Genomic DNA, 23,283 nt, shown 5'->3' with positions numbered 1-23,283 from the left:
CACAGATGATCACCACCGAAGTGACCTTCGACGAACTGGCCACGCTGATGAAGCAGGCGGCCGGAGTCACCGTCGACGCCCGGGAGCTCGAGAAGGCGCCGGACGCGCCCTTCAGCACCATCGGCCTCGACTCGCTCGGCCTGCTGGGCATCGTCGGGGAGCTGGAGAACCGGTACGGCCGGTCGCTTCCCACCGACGCGGAGCGCTGCAAGACGCCCGCCGAGTTCATCGGCCTGGTCAACAACACGCTCAAGATGGGAGTCTGACGTGTCCGGACACACCGACAACAGCATCACCATCGACGCCCCTCTCGACCTCGTCTGGGACATGACCAACGACATCGAGAACTGGCCCCGGCTCTTCAGCGAGTACGCCTCCCTCGAGGTGCTCTCCCGCGAGGGCGACTCGACGACCTTCCGTCTGACCATGCACCCGGACGAGGCCGGCAAGGTCTGGAGCTGGGTCTCGGAGCGCACCATGGACCGCGAGAAGCGGACCGTCCTGGCCCGCCGCGTCGAGACCGGCCCCTTCGCGCACATGAACATCCGGTGGGAGTACGAGGAGACGCCGGTCGGCGTCCACATGCGCTGGGTGCAGGACTTCGCGATGAAGCCCGACGCCCCGGTCGACGACGACTGGATGACGGACAACATCAACCGCAACTCCCGCACCCAGATGGCTCTCATCCGGGACCGCATCGAGCAGGTCGCCCGCGAGGGCCGGCCCGCACCGGTCCTGCCCGGCTGATCGCAGACCCAGGAAGGACGTTCGATGCACCACGCCCTGATCGTCGCCCGCATGGCGCCCGGTTCGGCGCCGGCGATCGCCGACGTGTTCGCCGAATCCGACCGCGGTGAACTGCCGCACCTGGTCGGCGTCTCCCGGCGCCGCCTCTTCCAGTTCGGCGACGTCTACCTGCACCTCATCGAGTCGGAGCAGGACCCGGCGCCCGCCATCGCGAAGCTGACCGGGCACCCCGAGTTCCGGAGCACCAGCGAGAAACTGTCGGCGTACGTCAGCGCGTACGACCCGAAGACCTGGCGCAGCCCCAAGGACGCCATGGCGCACTGCTTCTACCGCTGGGAGCGGGACGCCGGTTCCTGAGCGCCCACACGGCAGTGAATCCCGAGGCCGCCGGCTCCGCGAACGACGCGGGGCAGGCGGCCTCGGGATTTCCTCTTCGGTTTTCCTCTTCGGTTTTCCTCTTCGCTTTTGCTCGTCGGGATGGACTCTTCGTGGTTCCGATCAGGCGGGGACGGTGCACTCGAAGGCGTGGAGATACGCGTTGACCGGGCGGATCTCGCCGATCAGCAGACCCGCGCCCGTCAGCCGCTCGACCATGCTCTGCCGGGTGTGCTTCGCACCGCCGACATTGAGGAGCAGCAGCAGGTCCATGGCCGTCGTGAACCGCATCGAGGGGGTGTCGTCCACGAGGTTCTCGATCACGACGACGCGGGCACCCGGCCGCGCCGCCTTCCGGACGTTGGCCAGCGCCCTGCGGGTGCTGTCGTCGTCCCACTCCAGGATGTTCTTGATGATGTACACGTCCGCCTGGACCGGAATGTCCTCTCGGCAGTCCCCGGCCACGACACGGACCCGGGGGGCCAGCGCGCCCCGCTCCAGCAGGCGCGGATCGGCGTTCTCCACCACGCCCGGAAGATCGAGCAGCGTGCCGTTCAGGGTGGGGTGCCTCTCCAGCAGGCTCGCCAGGACGTGCCCCTGACCGCCCCCGATGTCCGCGACCGAGGAGACCCCCTGCAGATCGAGGAGGTCGGCGACGTCCCGCGCGGACTGCTCGCTCGACGTCGTCATGGCCCGGTTGAACACGTACGCGGACTCGGGCGCCTCTTCGTTGAGATACGTGAAGAACTCCCTCTCGTACACGTCCTCGAAGACGTTGCGGCCGGAGCGCACCGCCTCGTCGAGCTTCGGCCAGACGTCCCACGTCCACGGCTCCGTGCACCACAGCGCGATGTACCGCAGGCTGTGCGGATCGTCCTCGCGCAGCAGCCGGGACATGTCCGTGTGGGCGAAGGTGCCGTCGGCGTGCTCCGTGAAGACCCCCTGGCAGGACAGTGCGCGCAGCAGCCGCCGCAGTGTCCGCGGCTGGGTCTTCACCGCCGCCGCCAGGTCCTCCACGGTCATGGGCGTGTCGGCCAGGGCGTCCGCCACACCCAGGCGGACGGCCGCGCGTACGGCGGCGGCGGACGCCGCCCCGAAAACGAGCTCCCTCAGCCGCATGGGCGGCGGGGGAGCCGGATCAACCGCGGGGGGAGCCGGGTCAACGGCCGGGGGAGCCGGGTCAACCGCCGGGGGAGCCGGTTCAACCGTCGTCATCTGATGCCTGCCTTTGCTGTCGTGCCGTCAGTGGGGGAGGGGCAGACCGGTCAGCACATTCCCGCGGGCTCCGAGAGCGCGCAGGTGTTGCCGCGGAAGGTGTTGCCCTTGCCGGTGTCCCGGTTGGCCAGATCGGCCGCGCCGTTGCGCAGCACGACGTTGTCGCGGATCTCGTTCTGCTCGTTGAGCGCGCCCACGAAGCTCTTGAACAGCACGATGCCGCCCGACAGTGGGGAGGTGCCCACGTTGTCCACGACCCTGTTCTTCGCCACGAGCGTCTTCTCGGCGCCGGTGAGGACGATTCCCGAGCCCTGGAGGGCGGGCAGCCGGGGCGTCTTCGGACAGAACTTGTTGTTGGCGTGGATGCTGTTCCGGCGCAGGCTCATCGCCCCGGCACGCGGGGTGGATTCGTCGCCCACCACGAACACACCCGCGCAGTTCCCGGTCGCCTCGTTGCGCTCGACGGTCAGGTTCCGCAGGCGCCGTACCGTGGCACCGATCCGGTTGCCGGTCAGACGGTTGTGGCTGATCACCGTCCCCTTGGTGTCGGCGGCTCCCTCCTCCGTGTCGGTGGTGTTGGACACGAACAGCCCGGCGTCGCCGTTGTCCCGGGCGATGTTGTGGCTGAGGACACTGCGTACGGACCTCTCCTGGGCGATGCCCCAGTTCCCGTTCTTCTCGGCGACGACGCCCCGGACCGTCAGCCGGTCGGTCCGCGATGCCCACAGGCCGTTCTTGGCGAAACCCCTGAGGGTCAGCGAGCGCACGGTGACGCGCTCGACGGGACGGCTGGTCGTCCCGGTCACGCAGATGCCGTGGCCGGCCTTGGCGCACGCGTCGTCGGCGGCGGCCGCACCGGGCACGATGACGGTGGGGAAGAAGCTCGAACCCCGCAGCGTCAGGTCGGATGTGGTGATGCGGACGCTCTCACGGTAGGTGCCGGGGGAGAGGACGATGATGTCCCCCGGGTTCGCGGCGTCCACGGCTTGCTGGATCGATTCGCCGGGCTTCACCTGATGCACCGTCCGGTGGCCGGAGGACGTCGGCGCGGCAGCGCCCACGCCCGTTGCCACGATGGCCACGGTGCATGCCAGGTAGGCGATCTGTCGTTTGGTCATATGCCGAAGCTATGAGGGGGCGTTCCAGCCCGCCACCGCTGATCACCCGGGTGGGCTGCCCGTACCCTCGAACGTCGACCAGCCCCGGGACCGGGCCACGGCCGGGGGCACCGACGACACCGGCCCGGCCGTCACGCGATCCGGCACAGCGCCTAGCCCGTTCGCCCCCCGGGCGCGATCGTTCTCGGCACGGCACGCCCGCAACCGTGACCTGCGGTGACGGGGACCGGAGGCGGCGATCAAGAGCCCGACCGGGCGACATGGGCCCAGGACTCCTGTGTTGCGGTGCTCAGGGGCCGGCGTTTGCCTCGTGTACGGAGCACAGCACAGGCGCCGCGCAGAGCAGCCGGCCGAGAACTGCTCCGTCGGAGGAGAAACCATGCGTCTCGCACGTACCGGCCTACAGGTCGCCCTGATCGTCGGCGCCCTCACCCTGGCCGCCCCCACCGCCCTGGCCGCCGAATCGTCCGGCGACGTCCACCTCACCCCGCAGAAGGCGACCCCGGGCACCACCGTCACGGTCAGTACGACCGCCTGCGGCAAGGAGACCTACGGCAAGGGCGAGTCGGAGGCGGGCGGCAAGTTCCACCTGTTCCCGGGTGACCGCAAGGGCGTCCTGGTGGGTGAGTTCCAGGTGCCGGACGACGCCGACTCCGGCACGGACACCGTGATCCTCAAGTGCCCGCCGCGGAACAAACTGACCGCCACCTACAAGATCGCCGGCCGCCCGAACGGTGCCGTCGACGCCGGCTTCGGAGGCGCCGCCGACAAGGGCACCGAGCTCGGCCTCGGCTGGCTGCTGCTGGGGGGAGCCGTCGCAGGCGGAGTGATCAGACTGCGTCGGCGCGCCACGGCCGCCGGGACCTCGGCCTGACCCCGTATGCCTACCCGTGCCTCCGCCCCTCGGCCCCGCAAGGAGGCCCGGGGACGGAGGAGTTCACGGCACCGAACAAGGGCGTACCACCATGAGGAATGACCCCAGGACGAGGGCCGGCGGCCCGCCGCCTCGGTACGTCCCCTCGTTCAAGATGCTCGCCTGGGCCGCTCTCGCCGGAACGCTGCTGCTCGCCGACGCACTGCACGACGACGACCCCCCGCCACCCACGAGACAGGCTGCCCGGCCGCCCGTGGCGCAGGCCGCCGTACGCGCCTTGCCGAGCCGCCCCGACCTCGAGCCGCTGCCCGCGTCGGACCCGGTACGGATCCGGATTCCGGCCATCGGGGTCGATGCCTTCCTGATCGGCCTGGAGCTGGACGCGGCGGGGAGACTGGAACCGCCACCCGAGACCGCCCCCTCCTTCGCGGGCTGGTACGCCGACGGGACCACACCGGGCGCGCGGGGGACGGCCGTCGTGGCAGGACATCTGGACACCCCTGCGGGCCCCGCCGTCTTCCACCAGGTCGGTGCCCTGGCCCGGGGTGCCGAGATCGCGGTCGAACGCAAGGACGGCCGCACGGCCCTCTTCACCGTCGACGCGGTGCAGGACCATGCGAAGAGCACGTTCCCCGCAGACAAGGTCTACGGCAATTCCGGCCGCCCGGAACTGCGGTTGATCACCTGCGGCGGCGGCTGGTCCAAACGCACCGGATACCAGGCCAACACCGTCGTCTACGCCACACTGACCGCGGTGAAGTAGCCACCCCCCTCAGCCGGCATCCGGTGTCGGCGAGGCGTGACAGCATCCTGGGCATGACGAGCAATGGCGCGGACCGTGGCCTGGATTTCTTCCGCGGAGACGTCCCCATCTACACGCTGACCTTCGCCAAGGACGTGTCTCCTACGGAGTTGCTGACCCGCATGGGCGTCGATCCGGACACGCTGGCACTGCGTGATCCCCAGGACCTGGTCGCCGACTTCGGCGACACCCTCCTCGACGAAGACGAGCCGGTGGTGACGACCGGCACCGACGGGGCGTGGACGTGGGCCTGGGAGCAGGGCGGTAGCCACGGGCTGGACGAGCGGATCCTGTCCAGGGTCTCGCGGGGCACGGAGGCCGTCGCGCTCTCCTACAACGAGAAGCCGGTGCACTGGTTCACGTTCGCGATCGACGGGGACGTCATCGTCGACTTCCACACGCTCCAGCCGATCGACCCGACCGGCCGTGCCCCACACCGACTCGACGACTTCATGCGCCCGCTCGGCCTCATCCCGGGTCGGCCGGCTCCGCTGCACAGCGTGCTGACTCTCGCAGAGAACGCGTTCGGGCTCCGCGTGACCCCGGCCACGGACGACGACGAGCGGTGGAGCGGCAGCCTGCTCCCCCTGCCCGAGCAGGACTAGGGCCTGTCCGGCGGATCAGGGTCGGACAGGCCCTGGGCCGCTTCGTTCGGATCGTGCCCAGTCGGCGGCCCGGTCGACGTGGGGGGTCTTGAGCCGGGCCGTGAGCTCCTCGACGAAGACCTCCAGGTGGGGTGGGCGCGGGCCGGTGCGGGTGGCGCAGAACCAGGTGCGGGTCAGCGGCTTCGCGCCGATGCGGACGAGGGCGAGGTCGTGCGAGGTCGCGTACGGGGCGGCCACCCAGTTGGGCAGCACCGTCACGCCCTGGCCGCCTGCCACCATTTCGACGACCAGGTCGGTGACCACCGGCATGGTGGTGATCCGGGCGGGCCGGGCCCCGGCGGGGATCGGCAGCGGCATCGACGGGATGCGCTTCTGGTCGTAGAAGTCGTAGAGGACCAGGTCGGCGCCGTCGAAGTCACGGGCGGTCAGGTGTGCGCGCGAGGCCCACGGATGTCCGGCGGGCACCACGGCCACCATCTCGTCCTCGAACAGCCGGGTCAGCGACACGCGGTCCATCTGCAGGTCCGGCTTGGTGACCAGCGCGACGTCCACCACGTCGGCGAGCAGCGCGGGGATCGGCGCGTCGTCGGGGACGGTCTCGATGCGCACGTCGATGTCCGGCTCGCGTTCGCGGAAGGCGCGGAGCACGGGTGGCAGCCACGGGAAGGTCGTGCTGCACTGCGCGGTGAAGCGGACCCGGCGGTCGCGCCCGTCGCGGATCTCCTGGAGGTCCCGGGAGGCCGACTCCAGTTCGCCGAGGATCTGGCGGGCCGCGACCAGCAGCCGGCGGCCGGCGGCGTTGGGGACCAGGCGGCGGCCCTTGCGGTCGAAGAGTGGCAGGCCCAGGCGGGCCTCCAGCCGGGTGAGCCGCTGGCTGAGGGCCGGCTGGCTCACGTAGAGCCGCTCGGCGGCCGCGGTCAGCGAGCCCGCCTCGGCGGTGGCGTCCAGGAGCTCCAGGTCACGCAGATCCACATCCATAATGCTGGATTATGTCATGCTCCAATTTCCGTCGTGGTGTTATGGGTTGAGAGTTCGTAGGTTTCTGGTGTCCAGCCGGACGAACTCAGCCGCCACGAAAGGCACACGCATCATGACCGACACCACTACCACCACCACTGCCCTGGTCACCGGATCCTCCAGCGGCATCGGCCTGGACATCGCCCGTGCCTTCCTGGCGACCGGCGCCAATGTCGTCCTGAACGGCCGGGACGCCGACCGCCTCGCCAAGGCCGCGGCCGGTCTCGGCCACCCGGAACGGACCGCGTGGGTCGCGGGCGCCATCGCAGACCCGGCGACCGGCGAGTCCCTCGTCCGCACCGCGCTCGACCGTTTCGGCGGCATCGACGTCCTCGTCAACAACGCCGGCACCTTCGCACCCAAGCCCTTCACCGAGGTCACCGAGGACGAGCTCGACGGCTTCCTGACGGGCAACCTCAAGGGCACCTACCTCACCACCCAGGCCGTGGTGCGGGCGCTGCGCGCCCAGGGCCGGGGCGGCAGCATCGTCAACATCGGCACCGTCCTGGTGGACCACGGGTTGGCGGGCTTCCCGTCCTCCGCGCCGGTGGTGAGCAAGGCCGGTGTGCACGCGCTGACGACCAGCCTCGCCGCCGAGCTCGCCGCCGACGGCATCCGCGTCAACCTCGTGTCGCCCGGCATCATCCGCACCCCGCTGCACGCGGGCTCCGACGTGGACTCCTTCGGCGGGCTCGCCCTGCTGAACCGGGTCGGCGAGGTCTCGGAGATCTCCGAGGCGGTGCTCTACCTCGCGTCCGCCGCCTTCGTCACCGGGCACGCCCTGCGGGTGGACGGCGGCCACGTCACCGGCCGCGCCTGAGTCCCCGCTCCCACCCCGGATCCCACCCCTCTCCACCGGAAGGACATCCCTCACCATGCCGTACGTCAACGTCAAGATCACCCGTGAAGGTGCCACGGCCGCCCAGAAGGCCGAGATCATCGCCGGCGTGACCGACCTGCTGGTCAAGATCCTCGACAAGGACCCCGCCACCACGTTCGTCCTCATCGACGAGGTCGAATTGGAGGACTGGGGCGTGGGCGGCGTTCCGACGGAGGAGTACCGTCGCCGCAACCGCGCACGCGGCTAGGCCGCGGCCCGGGCCCGTGGCTGCCGGGGCCGACCCCTCTCGAAGTACCGCGTGCTCTGCCGCTCGACCCCGACCACGGCGTCGAGCGGCCGGCACGCCATCTCACCACCGAGCACGTCGAGTCGGTCGAAGGCGGGACGGGGGTCGCCCGCCACCGTCGTCGACGGGGTGCTCCGCACAGTTCCCGCTGCGCTGAGCTAGGAGTGCGCGGTGCGCAGCACCGTACCCCGGCGTTCGTACTCCATCAGCGCCTCGACGCTCGTCGCGGCCTGGGAGCCGAGTTCCCGCTCCAGGAGCCACAGCGCCCCGTCGATGCCGGAGCTGACGCCGCCCGCGCACACGAGATTGCCGTCGTCGACCACACGGACGGTGCGGACGTCCGCGCCCTGGTCCTTCAGGGACTGCTGGGCGCGGTGATGGGTGGTGCACGGGCGGTCGCGGATCACGCCGGCCGCATGCAGGACGATCACTCCCGTGCACACCCCGAGCAGGGTCAGGGACGGCCGTTCGGCGCGGCGCAGCGCATCGGTGAGGACCCCCTTGCCCCATGGCCGCTGCCGCCCCGAAGACCTCCAGCGGGCCGAAGACGTCGAGCTCCTCCGCGCCGTCGAACGCGACGATGTGCACGTGTAACGGCCGCTGCGCCGTCCGCTCGCGCGGGGCGGCGGCAGCCGCCGTCGCGGGCGCCGCGCCTCCCAGGGTGAGCGCCGCACCCGCGCCCGCCGCCGACATCAGCGCACTGCGGCGATCGATTCCCGCCATGACCTCAACCTCCATGCGTCACCTCGTGCCGCTGAACCCCAGCGGCCTCACAGGAAGTTGGTCTCCTCACGGGGCGACGGGGTTCCCGCCCCCGGCGTCCGATTCGGTTCGTGTGCCGTTCGATGAATACCGGCCCGCGCCCCGGGAACGCGCTGACCAGAGGTGCACGTCGTAGGTCAGCCGCCCCGGCGGGCGGCACTGCGAGGCGATCGAGTCATGGCCGAGAAGAAGATCATCACGGTGATCGGGGCGACCGGCAAGCAGGGCGGCGGGCTCGTGCGGGCCATCCTCGCCGACCGTGAGGAGGCGTTCGCGGTACGTGCCGTCACCCGCCACCCCGACGGGGAACCCGCCCAGGAACTGCGGCGCATCGGCGTCACCGACATCGTCCGGGCCGACATGGACGACGCCCCCAGCCTCGCCCCGGCCTTCGAGCACGCGTACGGCGCCTTCCTGGTCACCCCCTTCTGGGAACACATGTCCGCCGCCCACGAGAAGGTCCAGGCCCATGCGCTCGCCCAGGCCGCCTCGCACGCGGGCGTGCAGCACGCGATCTGGTCCACGCTGGAGGACACCCGCGCGTGCATCCCGCTCGACGACGACCGGATGCCCACGCTCCAGGAGCACTACAAGGTGCCGCACTTCGACGGCAAAGCGGAGGCGGACCGGTACTTCACCGAAGAAGGCGTACCGACGACGTTCCTGCGCACCACCTTCTACTGGGAGAACCTCCTCGACACCTTCGCCCCGCAGCGCGGCGGGGACGGCTCCCGCCAGTTGACCCTCCCGATGGGCGACCACCGCCTCTCCGGCATCGCCGTCGCCGACATCGGCCGCACCTCCCTGGCCATCCTCAAACGCGGTACCGACCTCATCGCCGCCACGGTCAGCATCGCCGGAGAACACCTGAAGGTCGCCGACATGGCCGCCGCGATCACCGAAGCCCTCGGCGAACCGCTGCGATACCGGCCGCTCACGCCGGACGAGTACCGCGCGCAGGGCTTTCCCGGCGCCGACGAGGCGGGGAACATGTTCCAGTACTACGCCGACTGCGAGGGACCCTTCACCACGGCCCGCGACCTCACCGCCGTACGCGACCTCAACCCCGCCCTACAGGACTTCGCCACCTGGCTCGCCGCGCACCGCGACCGCATGCGCACCGTCTGGCCCTGACCTCCGGTGCGCACAGGGCCGAAGGCCCGTCACAGGCCCGATGGATCTTCGTGGTCGCCCCGCCGCGTGACGTCCGTGGGACGGCCGGTCACCACCAGGTCGCCGTCCGGGGTGCGTCGCGCCAGGGCGCCGGTGCGGAAGTAGCCGTCGGGGGTGAAGGAGCGTGCGTTGTGGTCGGGCGCCCGGTAGTACCCCCGCGGGGTGTACGGGCCGCGGGCGAGGAGTTCGCCGGGCTCCCCGTCCGGCACGTCTTCGCCGTCGGCGTCGACGATGCGGATCTCGTCGTCGGGGGAGAGCGGGCGGCCCTGCGTGGTGAGTACGGTCTCGTCCGGATCGGCGGGCCGGGTGAGCGTGAGCAGCCCCTCGGCCATGCCGAAGACCTGCTGCAGACGGCAGCCCAGTTCGGGGCCGATCCGTTCGGCCGTCGCCCGGGGCACGGGCGCGCCGCCGATCTGCACGAGACGCAGACTGCTCAGGTCGGCCTGGACCGTGGGACGTGCATCGAGCCACTGCTGGGCCACGGCGGGCACCGCCGACGTGACGGTGACCCGCTCTCGTTCGATGGCCGCGAGACATTCGGCGGGGTCCGGGTCCTCGACCAGGACGACGGTGCCGCCGACGGAGAGGGTGCCGACGATGCCGGGGCAGCCGAAGGTGAGGTTGAACTCGGCGGGCAGCGCGGCGAGATACACGTCGTTCTCGGTGAGCGACACCAGCTCGGCGGCGGCCCGCGCCTGGTAGGCGTAGTCGTTGTGGGTGCGCGCGATGAGCTCGGGCGCCGTGGTGGCATCGCCGGAGAGCAGGAAGAACGCCACCTGGTCGGCGCTCAGCGTGAGCGCCGGCTCGGGCGGGGCGTCGATGGAGCCCAGCGGGCTGTACTGGCAGCCCGAGGGGTCGGTCGTCATGCCGCCGTACGGGGACGAGGTGCCTGGCGCCTCGTAGGTGAACACCCGTCGCAGGAAGGGCCATCGCGCCGCGATGTCCGCGGCCATCGCGGTGAGGTCGAAGCCCTCGTAGGTCGAGGGAGCGACGTGGCCGACGGCCTGGGTGACGCGCACGAGGTGCGCCACCTCGGACGCGCGGTGCGAGACCGGGCAGAGCACGGGGATCGCGCCGGCGCGCATCAGCGCGAAGCCGGTGATGACGAACTCGGGAACGTTCGGCAGCTGGACGACGACCCGTTGCCCGGGTCGCAACCCGCGCAGCCGGAATCCGGCGGCCATGCGGTCCACGCGCCGGTTCAGGGCCGCGTACGTGATGCGGGTGTCGCCGTGGACGAGCGCGGTCCGCGGTCCGTACTGGAGGGCCCAGCCGCGCAGCAGGTTGTCCATCGTATTGCCGCGCCAGTGCCCGACCGCCCAGTAACGGTCGACGAACTCCTCGGGCCAGGGCGTGCAACCGTCGAGCATGGATGTCATGCGCTTCCTTCTGTACCAGGTTCTCAACCGGAAGCCGTGCGGGTCGTTGATCTTGGCAATCCAAACGGTCAACACCCCTCCATACAATGTGCTTTCCTGACCAAGGATGCTGATTTCCCTCAGTCGAAAGTCCAATGAACGCCGCTGAGCAGGGGGAACGTGCTCACGGTGCGAGCCGGCCCGGCACGGGAGCGTCGCCCCTCGCGTCGGTCACAACCATCCGCAGCGCTGCGCCTGCAAGGCCAACTGAAAGCGGTTCGCGGCGCCCAGCCGGGCCATCAGGATCTGCAGGCGGCGAAAGAGCGTACGGCGGCTGATGCCCATCTCGCGGGCGATGACGTCGTCGCTCGCGCCGCCTGCCAGGAGCCACAGCAGGCGGCGGTCGGCGGGGGGCAGGCCGCCGGGGCGGGTGGTGCGGCCGTGGAACGGCAGCGCGTTCTGCCAGCACTGCTCGAACAGTGCCACGAGCGCGGAGAGCAGCCCGCACGGCTGCACGACCAGCATCGTGTTGTGCACATCCGTCTCTCTGATCGACAGCGATACGAGCGCGTACGCCTCGTCGATGATCACGAGCTTGACCGGCACCGACGGCAGCACCCTGGCCTGTTCGCCGGCCTCGATGCAGGGCTCGATCGCCTCCTTCAGATGGCCCGGATGCTCCAGTGACTCCCGCGAGTACACGACACGCTGCGTCACCCCGCGGGCGAGCGTGGCCAGCGCGTCGTCCGTGGCGCCGGACAGGGGGAAATAGGGCGGTGACTCGAACTGCCGGATCTGTTCGCGGGCGCTGGCCCACGCGTGGCGCATCCTGAGACCGACCGCGTCACCGGTGACGACCTCGACGAGATGGTCGTCGTACGCGGCGAGCCGCTGGCGCCGGAACGACTCGAACGCGCCCCCGACGGCGATGCGCGACTCCTCGACCTCGGCCGCCCGGTGCCGGGCGAGGACCTCCAGACCCGCGGTGGGCGGAACCGGAGCCACCACGTCCCCGCCCTCCTCCGCTCCGCTGGCCAGACCGGCGTCGGCCAGCTCCCCGTACGCCGCGGCGAGCTCTGCGCCGTCCAGACCGGCCGCGGTCCCGATCGCACTCAGCGGCGCGGGAGCCAGTTCAAGGAGCGCCAGATAGACCCGGCCCGCCGCCTCGTCGATGCCCAGAAGCCGAAGCGCCTCGCCGAGTCTCTCGTTCGTCATGCGTCGCATTATCGACGGCTCCGTCAGGGCGTGGCCGATCTGTGCCACTGGCACTCCTCGGCACCCGAAGGCCGCATCACGGGCTACCGTCCACGCACGGCGGCATCAGGGGGGTGCCCCTCGCCGTCGAGGAACCCACCGGGACGAAGGGGTACGACGTGGCAAAGGGTCGAAAGAACGGTCTGTACGCAGGGATCTCCGAGGAACTGTCGGCGCTCATGCGAACGGGGTGGGCGGACACCGAGCGGCACGACCTGCGGCTCGACGAGCAGGCACCGTACGCGGCTCGCCGCCGCGCAGCGCTCTCCGCACGCTTCCCCGGCGAGCGCCTCGTGATCCCCTCCGGGAACCTCAAGGTCCGCTCGAACGACGACACCTACCCCTTCCGGCCCTACTCCGGGTACGTGCACATGACCGGGGACCAGGCCCGGGACGGCGCGCTCGTCCTCGAACCTCGCGCGGACGGCGGCCACGACGCCTACTGCTACCAGCTGCCGCGGGACAGCAGGGACAACGACGAATTCTGGACGGGCGCCACCGCGGAGCTGTGGATGGGCCGACGGCGCTCCCTCGCCGAGTCGGAGCTCGTGCTCGGTCTGTCCTGCCGTGACGTCCGCACGGCTGCCGACGACCTGGCCGCCGCTTCCGGGGTGCCCACCCGGATCGTCCGGGGCGTCGATCCGGCCCTGGAGGCCGCCGTCACCACCGACGAGGCGCGTGACGACGAGCTGGAAGAGGCGCTCAGCGATCTCCGGCTCGTGAAGGACGCGTGGGAGCTGGCCGAGATGCGCAAGGCCGTGGACTCCACCGTGCGCGGATTCACCGACGCGATCGGGGAGCTGTCCCGGGCGATCGCGTCGTCCGAGCGCTGGATCGAGGGCACCTTCTTCCGCCGGGCGCGCCTCGAGGGCAACTCCGTCGGTTACGGCTCGATCTGTGCCGCGGGCGAGCACGCCACGATCATGCACTGGACGGACAACGACGGTCCGGTGCGCCCGGGGGAGCTGCTCCTGTTCGACGCCGGCGTGGAGACGCGCACCCTCTACACCGCCGACGTCACGCGCACGCTGCCGATCAGCGGCACCTTCACACCCGTGCAGCGCAAGGTCTACGACGCGGTGTACGAAGCCCAGGAAGCGGGCATGGCCACCGTCAAGCCGGGCGCCGCGTACCGCGACTTCCACGAGGCGTCCCAGCGTCACCTGGCGGCGCGGCTGGTCGACTGGGGCTTCATCGAGGGCCCCGCCGACCGGGCGTACGAACTCGGCCTCCAGCGCCGCTTCACCATGGCCGGCACCGGTCACATGCTCGGCCTGGACGTCCACGACTGCGCGCAGGCGCGGAACGAGGAGTACGTCGACGGTGTGCTGGAGCCGGGCATGGTGCTGACCGTCGAGCCCGGTCTTTACTTCCAGCCGGACGATCTCACCGTGCCCGCGGAATGGCGCGGCATCGGCGTCCGGATCGAGGACGACCTGGTCGTCACCGACGACGGCCACGAGAACCTGTCGGCCGGCCTGCCGCGGTCCGCGGACGAGGTCGAGGCGTGGATGGCCCGGGTCGCGGGCTGAGTGGGACGGGGCACGAGGCCCGGTGCGGGGGACCCCGGCACCGGGCGCTCGGCCGGCCGGGCCGGGCAGGTTGTCCACAGGTTCGCCCGGTCGGGTCAGGGGTGTCGGCGGACGCCGCTAGGCTTCTTGAATGGCCCTTGCAGATGCTGCCCCCGAGATCTCCGACGTTGTGCGGGTGCTCCACCGCGTCTTCGGATACAGCTCCTTCCGGGGCGAACAGCAGGAGATCGTCGAGCAGGTCGTCAGCGGCGGCGACGCCCTCGTCCTGATGCCGACCGGCGGCGGCAAGTCGCTCTGCTACCAGATCCCGGCGCTCGTCAGAGACGGCACGGGCGTCGTGATCTCGCCGCTCATCGCGCTGATGCAGGACCAGGTGGACGCACTCACGGCCCTCGGGGTGCGCGCCGGATTCCTCAACTCGACGCAGGACCCGTACGAGCGGCAGGCGGTCGAGCAGGCCTTCCTCGCCGACGAGCTGGACCTGCTCTACCTGGCTCCCGAGCGGCTGCGCACCGAAGGGACGCAGCGGCTGCTCGACCGGGGCAAGGTGTCGCTCTTCGCGATCGACGAGGCGCACTGCGTGGCCCAGTGGGGTCACGACTTCCGGCCCGACTACCTCGCGCTGTCCATGCTGCACGATCGCTGGCCCAAGGTGCCGCGGATCGCGCTGACCGCGACGGCCACCGAGGCCACCCACGCCGAGATCGCCTCGCGGCTGGGCCTGGAGGACGCCCGGCATTTCGTCGCCAGTTTCGACCGGCCGAACATCCAGTACCGGATCGTCCCCAAGAACAACCCGCTCAAGCAGCTGCTGGAGCTGATCCGCACCGAGCACGAAGGGGACGCCGGAGTCGTCTACTGCCTCTCTCGGGCGTCGGTGGAGAAGACCGCGGCCTTCCTGGTGGAGCAGGGGATCGACGCCGTGCCGTACCACGCCGGCATGGACGCCCGTACGCGCGCGGCGAACCAATCGCGCTTCCTGCGGGAGGACGGGGTCGTGGTGGTGGCCACGATCGCCTTCGGCATGGGCATCGACAAGCCGGACGTGCGCTTCGTGGCCCATCTCGACCTGCCGAAGTCGGTCGAGGGCTACTACCAGGAGACCGGCCGGGCCGGCCGCGACGGGGAGCCGGCCACGGCGTGGCTGGCGTACGGCCTGCAGGACGTGGTCCAGCAGCGCAAGCTCATCGACGGCTCCGAGGGCGACGAGGCGCACCGCCGCGCGCTCGCCATGCACCTGGACGCCATGCTCGCCCTGTGCGAGACGATCGACTGCCGCCGGGTGCGGCTGCTGGCGTACTTCGGACAGTCGGGCGAACCGTGCGGCAACTGTGACACCTGTCTGACCCCGGGCGAGTCCTGGGACGGGACGGTCGCGGCGCAGAAGCTGCTGTCCACGGTGTGGCGCCTGGCGAAGGAACGGCGGCAGAAGTTCGGCGCCGGCCAGATCATCGACATCCTGCAGGGCAAGAAGACGGCCAAGGTCATCCAGTTCGACCACGACGCGCTGTCGGTGTTCGGCGTCGGGGCGGATCTGAGCACCGCGGAGTGGCGCGGCGTCGTGCGCCAGCTGCTGGCGCAGCGTCTCCTGGCCGTGGAGGGCGACTACGGGACGCTGGTGCTGACGGAGGACAGCGGCGAGGTGCTGGGAGGCCGCCGCAGCGTCCCCATGCGGAAGGAGAAGGCGGCCGCCGGTCCCTCTCGCAAGGAGTCCGGTTCGCGCTCGGGGAAGAGCGCCCGCGTGCCGGTGGACCTGCCGGCCGCCGCCGTGCCGGTCTTCGAGGCCCTGCGCGCCTGGCGGGCCGCGACGGCGCGCGAGCAGGGCGTGCCGGCGTATGTCGTCTTCCACGACGCGACGCTGCGGGAGATCGCGACCCTGCACCCCGCGACGGCCGAGGAGCTGGCCACCGTCGGCGGCGTGGGGGAGGCCAAGCTCACCAAGTACGCCCAAGGCGTCCTCGACACCCTGGCCGAGTGCAATGCCCCCGAGCCGCCCGCCGCCCCCGAGCCGCCCGCCTCGGACGAGCCGCCCACCGCGGACGAACCGCCCTTCTGGGACGAGGAGATGGACCCGCCCGGGGACGACTGGTAAGGGTCAGATGACGCCGCGGATCGCCGCCTCGAACCCTGCCACGTGACCCGCGGCGAGGGCTTCGGCCTTCTCCGCATCGCGGTCGATGATGGCGCGCAGCAGGGGCCCGTGCTCGTGCACGTGCCCCGCCAGGCCCGGCAGCCGGTCGATGAACAGGCACCAGATCCGTGTGGCCAGGTTGTCGTACCTGACCAAGGTGTCCTCGAGGTAGGGATTGCGGGTGGCGGCGTAGATGGCACGGTGCACGGCCATGTCCAGCCGGATCAGGTCCGCGCCGGCGTCGGAGGTGTCCGACAGCCGGGCCAGCAAACGGTCGAGTGCATCGCGGTCCGCCTCGCCGGCGCGCCGGGCCGCCAGGGCGGCGGCGAGCGGCTCGAGCTGCTGACGTACCTCTGAGATGTGGCCGAGATCGGCGATCTGCACCTCGGTGGCGAAGGTCCCGCGCCGGGGGTAGGCCACGATGAGGCGTTCGTGCTCCAGCCGCTTCAGAGCCTCCCGGACCGGGGTGCGCCCGAAGCCGAGTTCGGCGGCGATCCGCTCGTCATTGATGGGCTCTCCCGGGCGGATCCGGAGGGTGACCAGGCGGTCCGAGATGGCGCGATAGGCCTGGTCGGCCAGGGTTCCACCGCCTTGGCCGGCGACGGTCGAAGAGCTCACTCCGCATCCCTCCCTTGACGCGGCCAGATCCGCACTCCTAGTGTATCGCAACAGAAAATTGATATATCAGTCGTCGTTCAGTTCTCTCTCAAGGGAGTTCTCATGACTGCCCCCACCCCCGATCAGCGGGCGCCGCGATCCGCGGTTCTCGGCGTTCGGCTCGACGACTTCGACCCCGAGATCGCCACGGCGATCCGGGCGGAGCTGGCTCGGCAGCGCGACACTCTGGAGATGATCGCGAGCGAGAACTTCGCGCCGCTCGCGGTCATGCAGGCCCAGGGCTCGGTGCTGACCAACAAGTACGCCGAGGGCTACCCGGGGCGCCGCTACTACGGCGGCTGCGAACACGTCGACACCATCGAGCAGCTCGCGATCGACCGCGTCAAGCAGTTGTTCGGAGCCGAGGCCGCCAACGTGCAGCCCCACTCCGGCGCGCAGGCCAACGCGGCCGTCATGGCCGCCCTGCTGCAGCCCGGTGACACGCTGCTGGGGCTGGACCTGGCGCACGGCGGCCACCTCACCCACGGCATGCGGATCAACTTCTCCGGGCGCCTGTACGAGGTGGCCGCCTACCAGGTCAGCGAACTCGACCACCGCATCGACATGGAGCAGGTCCGCAAACTCGCCCACGAGCACCGGCCGAAGCTGATCGTGGCCGGCTGGTCGGCCTACCCCCGCCGGCTGGACTTCGCCGCCTTCCGGCGCATCGCGGACGAGGTCGGTGCGTACCTGATGGTGGACATGGCCCATTTCGCGGGCCTGGTCGCCGCCGGTCAGCACCCCTCGCCCGTGCCTCACGCGCACGTGGTGACCACCACCACGCACAAGACGCTCGGCGGCCCGCGCGGCGGTGTGATCCTCTCCACCGCCGAGCTCGCCAAGAAGATCAACTCCTCGGTGTTCCCCGGCCAGCAGGGCGGCCCCCTCGAACACGTCATCGCGGCGAAGGCCGTGGCCTTCAAGATGGCCGCCCAGCCGGAGTTCGCCGACCGTCAGCGCCGCACCCTGGAAGGAGCCGCGATCCTGGCCCGGCGGCTGCTGGCCGAGGACACCAAGGCCGCCGGAGTCAGCGTGCTGACCGGAGGCACGGACGTGCACCTGGTCCTGGTCGACCTGCGGAACTCCGAACTCGACGGCCGGCAGGCCGAGGACCGGCTGCACCAGGTCGGCATCACCGTCAACCGCAACGCCGTCCCCTTCGACCCGCGCCCGCCGATGGTCAGCTCCGGCGTCCGCATCGGCACCCCCGCCCTGGCCGCCCGCGGCTTCGGGGCGGAGGAGTTCACCGAGGTCGCCGACATCATCGCCACGGCCTTCCTGCCCGGCTTCGACGAGGAGGTGGCCGCCGCACTGCGCGAGCGCGTACGGGCCCTGACCGACCGCTTCCCGCTGTACCCCGTCGATCCGCGGCCCGCGGCCCAGGAGGCCGGTCAGTGATGCACCCGTACGACACCACCCCCGCCATGGCCGGGGACGCCCTGCCGGACCACCCCGACTTCCTGTGGCGCAACCCCGACCCCAAGCCGTCCTACGACGTCGTCATCGTCGGCGGCGGCGGACACGGCTTGGCCACCGCCTACTACCTGGCCAAGAACCACGGCATCACCGACATCGCGGTCCTGGAGAAGGGATGGCTCGCGGGCGGCAACATGGCCCGGAACACGACCATCATCCGCTCCAACTACCTGTGGGACGAGAGCTCCGGCATCTACGAGCACTCGCTGAAGCTGTGGGAGACCCTCGAAGAGGACCTCGACTACCCCATCCTCTTCAGCCGGCGCGGCGTCCTGAACCTCGCCCACAGCCTGCAGGACATCCGCGACAGCAAGCGCCGTGTCTATGCCAACCAGCTCAACGGCATCGACGCCGAATGGCTGGAGCCGGACGAGGTCGCCAAGGTCTGTCCCATCGTCAACGTCTCACCCGACGTGCGGTATCCGGTGCTGGGCGCCACCTACCAGCCGCGTGCGGGCATCGCCAAGCACGACTACGTCGCCTGGGGCTTCGCACGCAGGGCGAACGACTACGGCATCGACCTGATCCAGGACTGCGAAGTCACCGGCCTCGACATCCAGGGCGGCCGCGTGACCGGCGTACGGACCACGCGTGGCCGCATCGCCGCCGGCAAGGTCGCACTCGCGGCCGCGGGACACTCCTCCGTACTGGCCTCCATGGCCGGACTGCGGCTTCCCCTGCAGAGCCACCCGCTGCAGGCGCTGGTCTCGCAACTGCTGGAACCGGTGCACCCGACCGTGGTGATGTCGAACGCCGTGCACGTGTACGTCTCCCAGGCCCACAAGGGCGAGCTCGTCATGGGCGCCGGCATCGACAGCTACAACGGCTACGGACAGCGCGGCGCGTTCCACATCCTCGAACGCCAGATGGCCGCCGCGCTGGAGCTCTTCCCGGTCTTCGCCCGCGCCCACATGCTGCGCACCTGGGCCGGCATCGTCGACGTCACTCCGGACGCCTCTCCCATCGTCGGTCCGACCCCCGTCGAGGACCTGTACCTCAACTGCGGCTGGGGAACCGGCGGCTTCAAGGCCACACCGGGCGTCGGCTGGTGCTACGCGCACACCATCGCCACCGGCGAACCGCACCCCTACAACGCGCCTTTCACCCTCTCCCGCTTCACCACCGGCGCCCTGGTCGACGAGCACGGCGCCGCCGCCGTCGCCCACTGACCGCCGCCCGACCAAGGAGATCGACATGCAGCTCATAGCCTGCCCCTGGTGCGGTGAGCGCGAGGAGGTCGAGTTCCACTACGGCGGACAGGCGCACGTCGCCTACCCCGAGGACCCGTACGCGCTCGATGACGAGCAGTGGGCCCAGTACGTCTTCTTCCGCGACAACCCCAAGGGTCCGTTCGCCGAGCGGTGGGTGCACTCGGCCGGCTGCCGGCGCTGGTTCAACGCCCTGCGCGACACCGTCACCCACGAGTTCCTCACGGTCAAGGGCCAGGAGGCCGGCTGATGAACAACCCGTTCCGTGTCCTCGGCCACGGTCACATCGACCGCGACACCACCCTCTCCTTCACCTTCAACGGCACCGCCTGCACCGGGCATCCCGGCGACACCCTCGCCTCGGCCCTGCTGGCCAACGGGGTGCACCACGTGGCCGACAGCATCACGTACCGACGGCCGCGCGGTGTTCTGGCCGCCGGAGCCGAAGAGCCCAACGCGCTCGTGCAGATCGAAGCGCCCTTCCCCGAGCCCACGCTCACGGCCACCACCGTGGAGCTCTACGAGGGCCTCGTCGCACGGGGGCTGTCCGGCCTGGGCCGGCTGAGCAGCCGGCCGGACCCCGCCCGTTACGACACCATGCACGCCCACTGCGACATCCTGGTCGTCGGCGCCGGCCCGGCCGGCCTCGCCGCCACACTGGCGGCCGCCCGGGCCGGCGCCCGTGTCGTTCTCGTCGACGAGCTTCCCCGGCCCGGCGGTTCGCTGCTCGGCACCCAGGAACGGCTCGACGGGGCACCCGCGACCGCATGGGTCGGCGATGTCCTCGCGGAGATCGACGCCTGCGCCGACGTACGGGTACTGCAGCGCACCACCGCGTTCGGGTGCTACGACGACGGACTCGTCCTGGCCCTGGAGAAGCGCACGGATCACCTCGGCGCCGCGGCGCCCGCCCACGTCTCGCGGCAGCGGATCTGGCGCATCCGTGCCCAGCAGGTCGTCTTCGCCACCGGCGCGTACGAACGGCCGGTCGCCTTCGACGACAACGACCGCCCCGGGGTCATGCTGGCCGGCTCGGCGCGCACCTACCTCAACCGCTTCGGCGTCCTGGCCGGCCAGCGCGCCGTCGTGTTCACCACGAACGACAGCGCCTATCCGGCAGCGCTCGAACTGGCCGACGCGGGTCTGCGGATCGCCGCGGTGATCGACGCCCGCGAGGAGGTGCCGGCGCACTGGCGCGGCCCGTGCGACGAGCGAGGCATCGACGTACGCCCGGGCCACGTCGTCACCGGAACCAGCGGCATCGAACGCGTCTCCCGCGCCCACGTCGCGGCCTTCGGCCAGGGACGCCTCGGCGACCGGCAGGGGATCGAGTGCGATCTGCTGCTCGTCTCCGGTGGCTGGAACCCGGCCGTGGCTCTCTTCAGCCAGGCCCGCGGCAGCCTGAGTTACGACGCCGGGATCGGCGCCTTCGTGCCCGCGCAGGCGCAGGCGCCGGACCGTATCCGTACCGCGGGAGCGGCGAGCGGCACCTTCACCCTCGCCGGCTGTCTGGCCGACGGCGCGGACGCCGCCCGGCGGGCCCTGTCGGCCGTCGGCAGGACCGGTGGGACGATCGCCCTGCCGGCCACCGACCCGCTCCCGGACGCGGCACCCGGCCGGGTGCTGTGGCGGGTTCCGAGCCCCCAGGACGGCCCGGACGGCTCGCACCAGTTCGTCGACCTGCAACGCGACGCCCGCGTCTCCGACGTCCTGCGGGCCACCGGAGCAGGCCTGCGGTCGGTGGAACACGTCAAGCGCTACACCACGATCGGCACCGCCCACGACCAGGGCCGCACCTCGGGCGTGATGACCTCGGGCATCGTCGCCGAGGCGCTCGGGGTGGACGTCGCCGAGCTCGGCACCACCCGTTTCCGTCCGCCCGCCGTGCCGGTGTCCTTCGCCGCCCTCGCCGGGCGCAACCGCGGGGAGCTGTTCGATCCGGTCCGGGTGACCGCGCTGCACCCCTGGCACATCGAGCACGGCGCCCTGTTCGAGGACGTCGGCCAGTGGAAGCGTCCCTGGTACTACCCGCGGGCCGGCGAGGCCATGGACGAGGCGGTGCTGCGCGAGTGCCGGGCGGCCCGCACGGGCGTCGCGATGATGGACGGCTCCACGCTCGGCAAGATCAATGTGCAGGGTCCGGATGCCGGTGTGCTCCTCGACCGGCTCTACACGAACATGATGAGCACGCTCAAGGTGGGCCGGATCCGCTACGGCGTCATGTGCGGCGTCGACGGCATGGTCATGGACGACGGCACCGTGATCCGGGTGGCCGAGCAGGAGTTCCTGCTGACCACCACCACCGGCAACGCGGCCAGGGTCCTCGCATGGATGGAGGAATGGCTGCAGACCGAGTGGCCCGACCTGCGCGTGCATCTGACCTCCGTCACCGAACACTGGGCGACCATCCCCCTGGTCGGCCCGCGCTCCCGCGACGTGCTGGCCCTCGTGGCCCCCGGCATGGACGTCGACAACGAGGCCTTCCCCTTCATGTCCTGGCAGGACGCCACCGTCGCCGGCATCCCGGCGCGGGTGTGCCGCATCAGCTTCTCCGGTGAACTCGCCTACGAGATCAACGTGCCCGCCTGGGACGGCATCAGCGTGTGGAAGGCCCTGTACGAGGCAGGCAGCGCGTTCGGTATCACCCCGTACGGCACCGAGACGATGCACGTGCTGCGCGCCGAGAAGGCGTACCCGATCATCGGGCAGGACACCGACGGCACCGTCACCCCGCAGGACCTGGGCATGTCGTGGGTCGTGTCCAAGAAGAAGCCGGACTTCATCGGCAAGCGGTCCTTCTCCCGCGAGGAGAACCGGCGCGGCGACCGCAAGCAACTGGTGGGCCTGCTGCCGGCCGACGAGCGGGTCCTCCTGCCCGAAGGCGCCCAGATCATCGCCACCAGCAGCATTCCGGCGCCACCGGTGCCGATGCTGGGTCATGTCACCTCCAGCTACCGCAGCGACACCCTGCGGCGGACGTTCGCCCTCGCCCTGGTGCGCTCGGGAACCGCGCGCATCGGCGAGACCCTCTACGTCCCGCTGGACGGCCGGACCGTCCCCGTGACCGTGACCGACCCCGTGCTCTTCGACAAGGAGGGAACTCGCCGTGACGGTTGAGACGCCCACACGCTTCAGCCCGCTCGCCGCCTGGCAGGACACCCTGGCGCAGCTGCCCACCGGACTGCACGCGAGGGAACTGCCCTTCCTCACCCAGCTCACCCTGCGCCTGCGGCCCGGCAGCACGGCGGCCCAGGCCGTCGAGGCCTCCTTGGGGATCACGCTGCCGGGCCCGCTGCGCGCCGAGATGTCCGGCGACGTCGAGGTGCTGTGGATGGGCCCGGACGAATGGCTGCTGGTGGCCCCCGAAGGCCGGCAGCACGAGCTCGTCGCGCGGCTCCGGTCGGCCATCGGCGACGAGTTCGCCACCGTCACCGACGTCTCGGCGCAGCGCACCACTCTGGCGCTGTCCGGGCACCTCGTCCGCACGGTGCTGGCCCAGGGCTGTGCCATCGACCTGGATCCGCGGGTGACACCCGTCGGCTCGTGCCTGACGACGCTGCTGGCACAGGCCCCGGTCACCCTCGTGGTACGGGGAGAAGCGGCCGCCGACGTGTGGCTGCTGGTCCGCTCCTCGTTCGCGTCCTATCTGGCCACCTGGCTCGTCGACGCCTGCACGGAGTACCGGGGAGGCACCGGATGAGCCCCGGCGTCCTCGACATGTCCAAGGGCGGCAGCGGCCTGGGGGAGTGACGGATCCGGTCGGCTCGACATCCGGTGTGCCACGCCTGGTCGGTCGCCGACGGGCGGGATACTGCGGCCATGAGGGTAGCGGTGATGACAGCCGGTCGCGAG

At 70.9% G+C, this 23,283-nt stretch carries 21 protein-coding genes and 1 pseudogene; 15 read left to right on the top strand and 7 right to left on the bottom strand.

Annotation, left to right across the window (positions count from 1 at the left end):
- Positions 1–5 precede the first annotated feature (5 nt).
- Genes ACFV9D_RS24215 through ACFV9D_RS24205 form a run of 3 tightly spaced genes read left to right on the top strand, consistent with a single transcriptional unit; the run spans position 6 to position 1,104 of the window.
- Positions 6–266: an acyl carrier protein gene (locus ACFV9D_RS24215; protein ID WP_385149874.1), complete on the top strand. Its 261-nt coding sequence runs from the start codon at positions 6–8 to the stop codon at positions 264–266.
- Position 267: 1 nt separating this feature from the next.
- Complete coding sequence (locus tag ACFV9D_RS24210) at positions 268–747, top strand: SRPBCC family protein (RefSeq protein WP_385149871.1); 480 nt, start codon at positions 268–270, stop codon at positions 745–747.
- A 24-nt stretch (positions 748–771) separates the two neighbouring features.
- Positions 772–1,104 (top strand): TcmI family type II polyketide cyclase, encoded by a 333-nt coding sequence (locus tag ACFV9D_RS24205; RefSeq protein WP_385149868.1) that lies wholly within the window; start codon positions 772–774, stop codon positions 1,102–1,104.
- A 141-nt stretch (positions 1,105–1,245) separates the two neighbouring features.
- Here ACFV9D_RS24205 and ACFV9D_RS24200 read toward each other — a convergent pair whose 3' ends face one another.
- Together ACFV9D_RS24200 and ACFV9D_RS24195 are read right to left on the bottom strand one after the other, a co-directional pair.
- On the bottom strand, positions 1,246–2,241 hold the full coding sequence (locus ACFV9D_RS24200) for a methyltransferase (RefSeq protein WP_385149865.1): 996 nt from the start codon (positions 2,239–2,241) through the stop codon (positions 1,246–1,248).
- Positions 2,242–2,387: 146 nt separating this feature from the next.
- The gene (locus ACFV9D_RS24195; protein ID WP_385149862.1) at positions 2,388–3,455 is read right to left on the bottom strand and encodes a nitrous oxide reductase family maturation protein NosD; all 1,068 of its coding nucleotides are present in this window, start codon (positions 3,453–3,455) and stop codon (positions 2,388–2,390) included.
- A gap of 379 nt (positions 3,456–3,834) precedes the next feature.
- Between ACFV9D_RS24195 and ACFV9D_RS24190 the strand changes: the two genes are divergently transcribed.
- From ACFV9D_RS24190 to ACFV9D_RS24180, 3 genes are all read left to right on the top strand, one after another.
- Positions 3,835–4,329 carry a sortase gene (locus ACFV9D_RS24190; protein ID WP_385149859.1) on the top strand — a complete coding sequence of 165 codons (495 nt, stop codon included), beginning with the start codon at positions 3,835–3,837 and terminating at the stop codon, positions 4,327–4,329.
- Between the two features lie 91 nt (positions 4,330–4,420).
- Positions 4,421–5,092, top strand: coding sequence for a class F sortase (locus tag ACFV9D_RS24185; protein WP_385149856.1), 672 nt, complete (start codon positions 4,421–4,423; stop codon positions 5,090–5,092).
- Positions 5,093–5,145: 53 nt separating this feature from the next.
- The gene (locus tag ACFV9D_RS24180) at positions 5,146–5,736 is read left to right on the top strand and encodes a DUF6461 domain-containing protein (protein WP_385149853.1); all 591 of its coding nucleotides are present in this window, start codon (positions 5,146–5,148) and stop codon (positions 5,734–5,736) included.
- 15 nt (positions 5,737–5,751) lie between these two features.
- Here the strand turns inward: ACFV9D_RS24180 and ACFV9D_RS24175 are convergent, their stop codons facing one another.
- The gene (locus ACFV9D_RS24175) at positions 5,752–6,714 is read right to left on the bottom strand and encodes a LysR family transcriptional regulator (protein ID WP_385149850.1); all 963 of its coding nucleotides are present in this window, start codon (positions 6,712–6,714) and stop codon (positions 5,752–5,754) included.
- A 112-nt stretch (positions 6,715–6,826) separates the two neighbouring features.
- Here ACFV9D_RS24175 and ACFV9D_RS24170 point away from each other — a divergent pair, with 112 nt between their 5' ends.
- Positions 6,827–7,573 carry an SDR family NAD(P)-dependent oxidoreductase gene (locus ACFV9D_RS24170; protein ID WP_385149847.1) on the top strand — a complete coding sequence of 249 codons (747 nt, stop codon included), beginning with the start codon at positions 6,827–6,829 and terminating at the stop codon, positions 7,571–7,573.
- Between the two features lie 55 nt (positions 7,574–7,628).
- Positions 7,629–7,841, top strand: a complete 213-nt coding sequence (locus ACFV9D_RS24165) for a 4-oxalocrotonate tautomerase family protein (protein ID WP_385149844.1) — start codon at positions 7,629–7,631, stop codon at positions 7,839–7,841.
- A gap of 197 nt (positions 7,842–8,038) precedes the next feature.
- On the opposite strand, the gene ACFV9D_RS24160 is transcribed toward ACFV9D_RS24165, so the two are convergent.
- The gene (locus tag ACFV9D_RS24160; protein WP_385149841.1) at positions 8,039–8,554 is read right to left on the bottom strand and encodes a DJ-1/PfpI family protein; all 516 of its coding nucleotides are present in this window, start codon (positions 8,552–8,554) and stop codon (positions 8,039–8,041) included.
- Positions 8,555–8,819: 265 nt separating this feature from the next.
- Here ACFV9D_RS24160 and ACFV9D_RS24155 point away from each other — a divergent pair, with 265 nt between their 5' ends.
- Positions 8,820–9,776 (top strand): NmrA/HSCARG family protein, encoded by a 957-nt coding sequence (locus ACFV9D_RS24155; protein WP_385149839.1) that lies wholly within the window; start codon positions 8,820–8,822, stop codon positions 9,774–9,776.
- A gap of 29 nt (positions 9,777–9,805) precedes the next feature.
- Here the strand turns inward: ACFV9D_RS24155 and ACFV9D_RS24150 are convergent, their stop codons facing one another.
- Positions 9,806–11,194: a (2,3-dihydroxybenzoyl)adenylate synthase gene (locus tag ACFV9D_RS24150; RefSeq protein ID WP_385149837.1), complete on the bottom strand. Its 1,389-nt coding sequence runs from the start codon at positions 11,192–11,194 to the stop codon at positions 9,806–9,808.
- Positions 11,195–11,404: 210 nt separating this feature from the next.
- Complete coding sequence (locus ACFV9D_RS24145; RefSeq protein ID WP_385149834.1) at positions 11,405–12,388, bottom strand: LuxR family transcriptional regulator; 984 nt, start codon at positions 12,386–12,388, stop codon at positions 11,405–11,407.
- 158 nt (positions 12,389–12,546) lie between these two features.
- Between ACFV9D_RS24145 and ACFV9D_RS24140 the strand changes: the two genes are divergently transcribed.
- Together ACFV9D_RS24140 and recQ are read left to right on the top strand one after the other, a co-directional pair.
- Positions 12,547–13,959 carry an aminopeptidase P family protein gene (locus ACFV9D_RS24140; RefSeq protein WP_385149831.1) on the top strand — a complete coding sequence of 471 codons (1,413 nt, stop codon included), beginning with the start codon at positions 12,547–12,549 and terminating at the stop codon, positions 13,957–13,959.
- Between the two features lie 130 nt (positions 13,960–14,089).
- The gene (recQ, locus tag ACFV9D_RS24135) at positions 14,090–16,051 is read left to right on the top strand and encodes a DNA helicase RecQ (protein WP_385149828.1); all 1,962 of its coding nucleotides are present in this window, start codon (positions 14,090–14,092) and stop codon (positions 16,049–16,051) included.
- A gap of 3 nt (positions 16,052–16,054) precedes the next feature.
- On the opposite strand, the gene ACFV9D_RS24130 is transcribed toward recQ, so the two are convergent.
- A complete protein-coding gene (locus ACFV9D_RS24130) occupies positions 16,055–16,708 on the bottom strand; it encodes a GntR family transcriptional regulator (protein WP_385149825.1) in 654 nt (217 codons plus the stop codon).
- A gap of 102 nt (positions 16,709–16,810) precedes the next feature.
- Here ACFV9D_RS24130 and glyA point away from each other — a divergent pair, with 102 nt between their 5' ends.
- From glyA to ACFV9D_RS24110, 4 genes and pseudogenes are all read left to right on the top strand, one after another.
- Positions 16,811–18,145, top strand: coding sequence for a serine hydroxymethyltransferase (gene glyA / locus ACFV9D_RS24125; RefSeq protein ID WP_385149821.1), 1,335 nt, complete (start codon positions 16,811–16,813; stop codon positions 18,143–18,145).
- A gap of 26 nt (positions 18,146–18,171) precedes the next feature.
- Positions 18,172–19,392 carry a sarcosine oxidase subunit beta family protein gene (locus ACFV9D_RS24120; protein ID WP_385149909.1) on the top strand — a complete coding sequence of 407 codons (1,221 nt, stop codon included), beginning with the start codon at positions 18,172–18,174 and terminating at the stop codon, positions 19,390–19,392.
- 25 nt (positions 19,393–19,417) lie between these two features.
- A pseudogene (locus ACFV9D_RS24115) lies at positions 19,418–22,548 on the top strand (sarcosine oxidase subunit alpha family protein).
- Positions 22,538–23,131 carry a sarcosine oxidase subunit gamma gene (locus ACFV9D_RS24110; protein WP_385149818.1) on the top strand — a complete coding sequence of 198 codons (594 nt, stop codon included), beginning with the start codon at positions 22,538–22,540 and terminating at the stop codon, positions 23,129–23,131. Before ACFV9D_RS24115 ends, ACFV9D_RS24110 begins: the two are co-directional and overlap by 11 nt.
- Positions 23,132–23,283 lie beyond the last annotated feature (152 nt).

The sequence above is a fragment of the Streptomyces sp. NPDC059875 genome (assembly GCF_042731085.1).
GTDB lineage: Bacteria > Actinomycetota > Actinomycetes > Streptomycetales > Streptomycetaceae > Streptomyces.
Note: the sequence above shows the minus strand (reverse complement) of the source record. Positions and strands in the feature narration are given on the sequence as shown.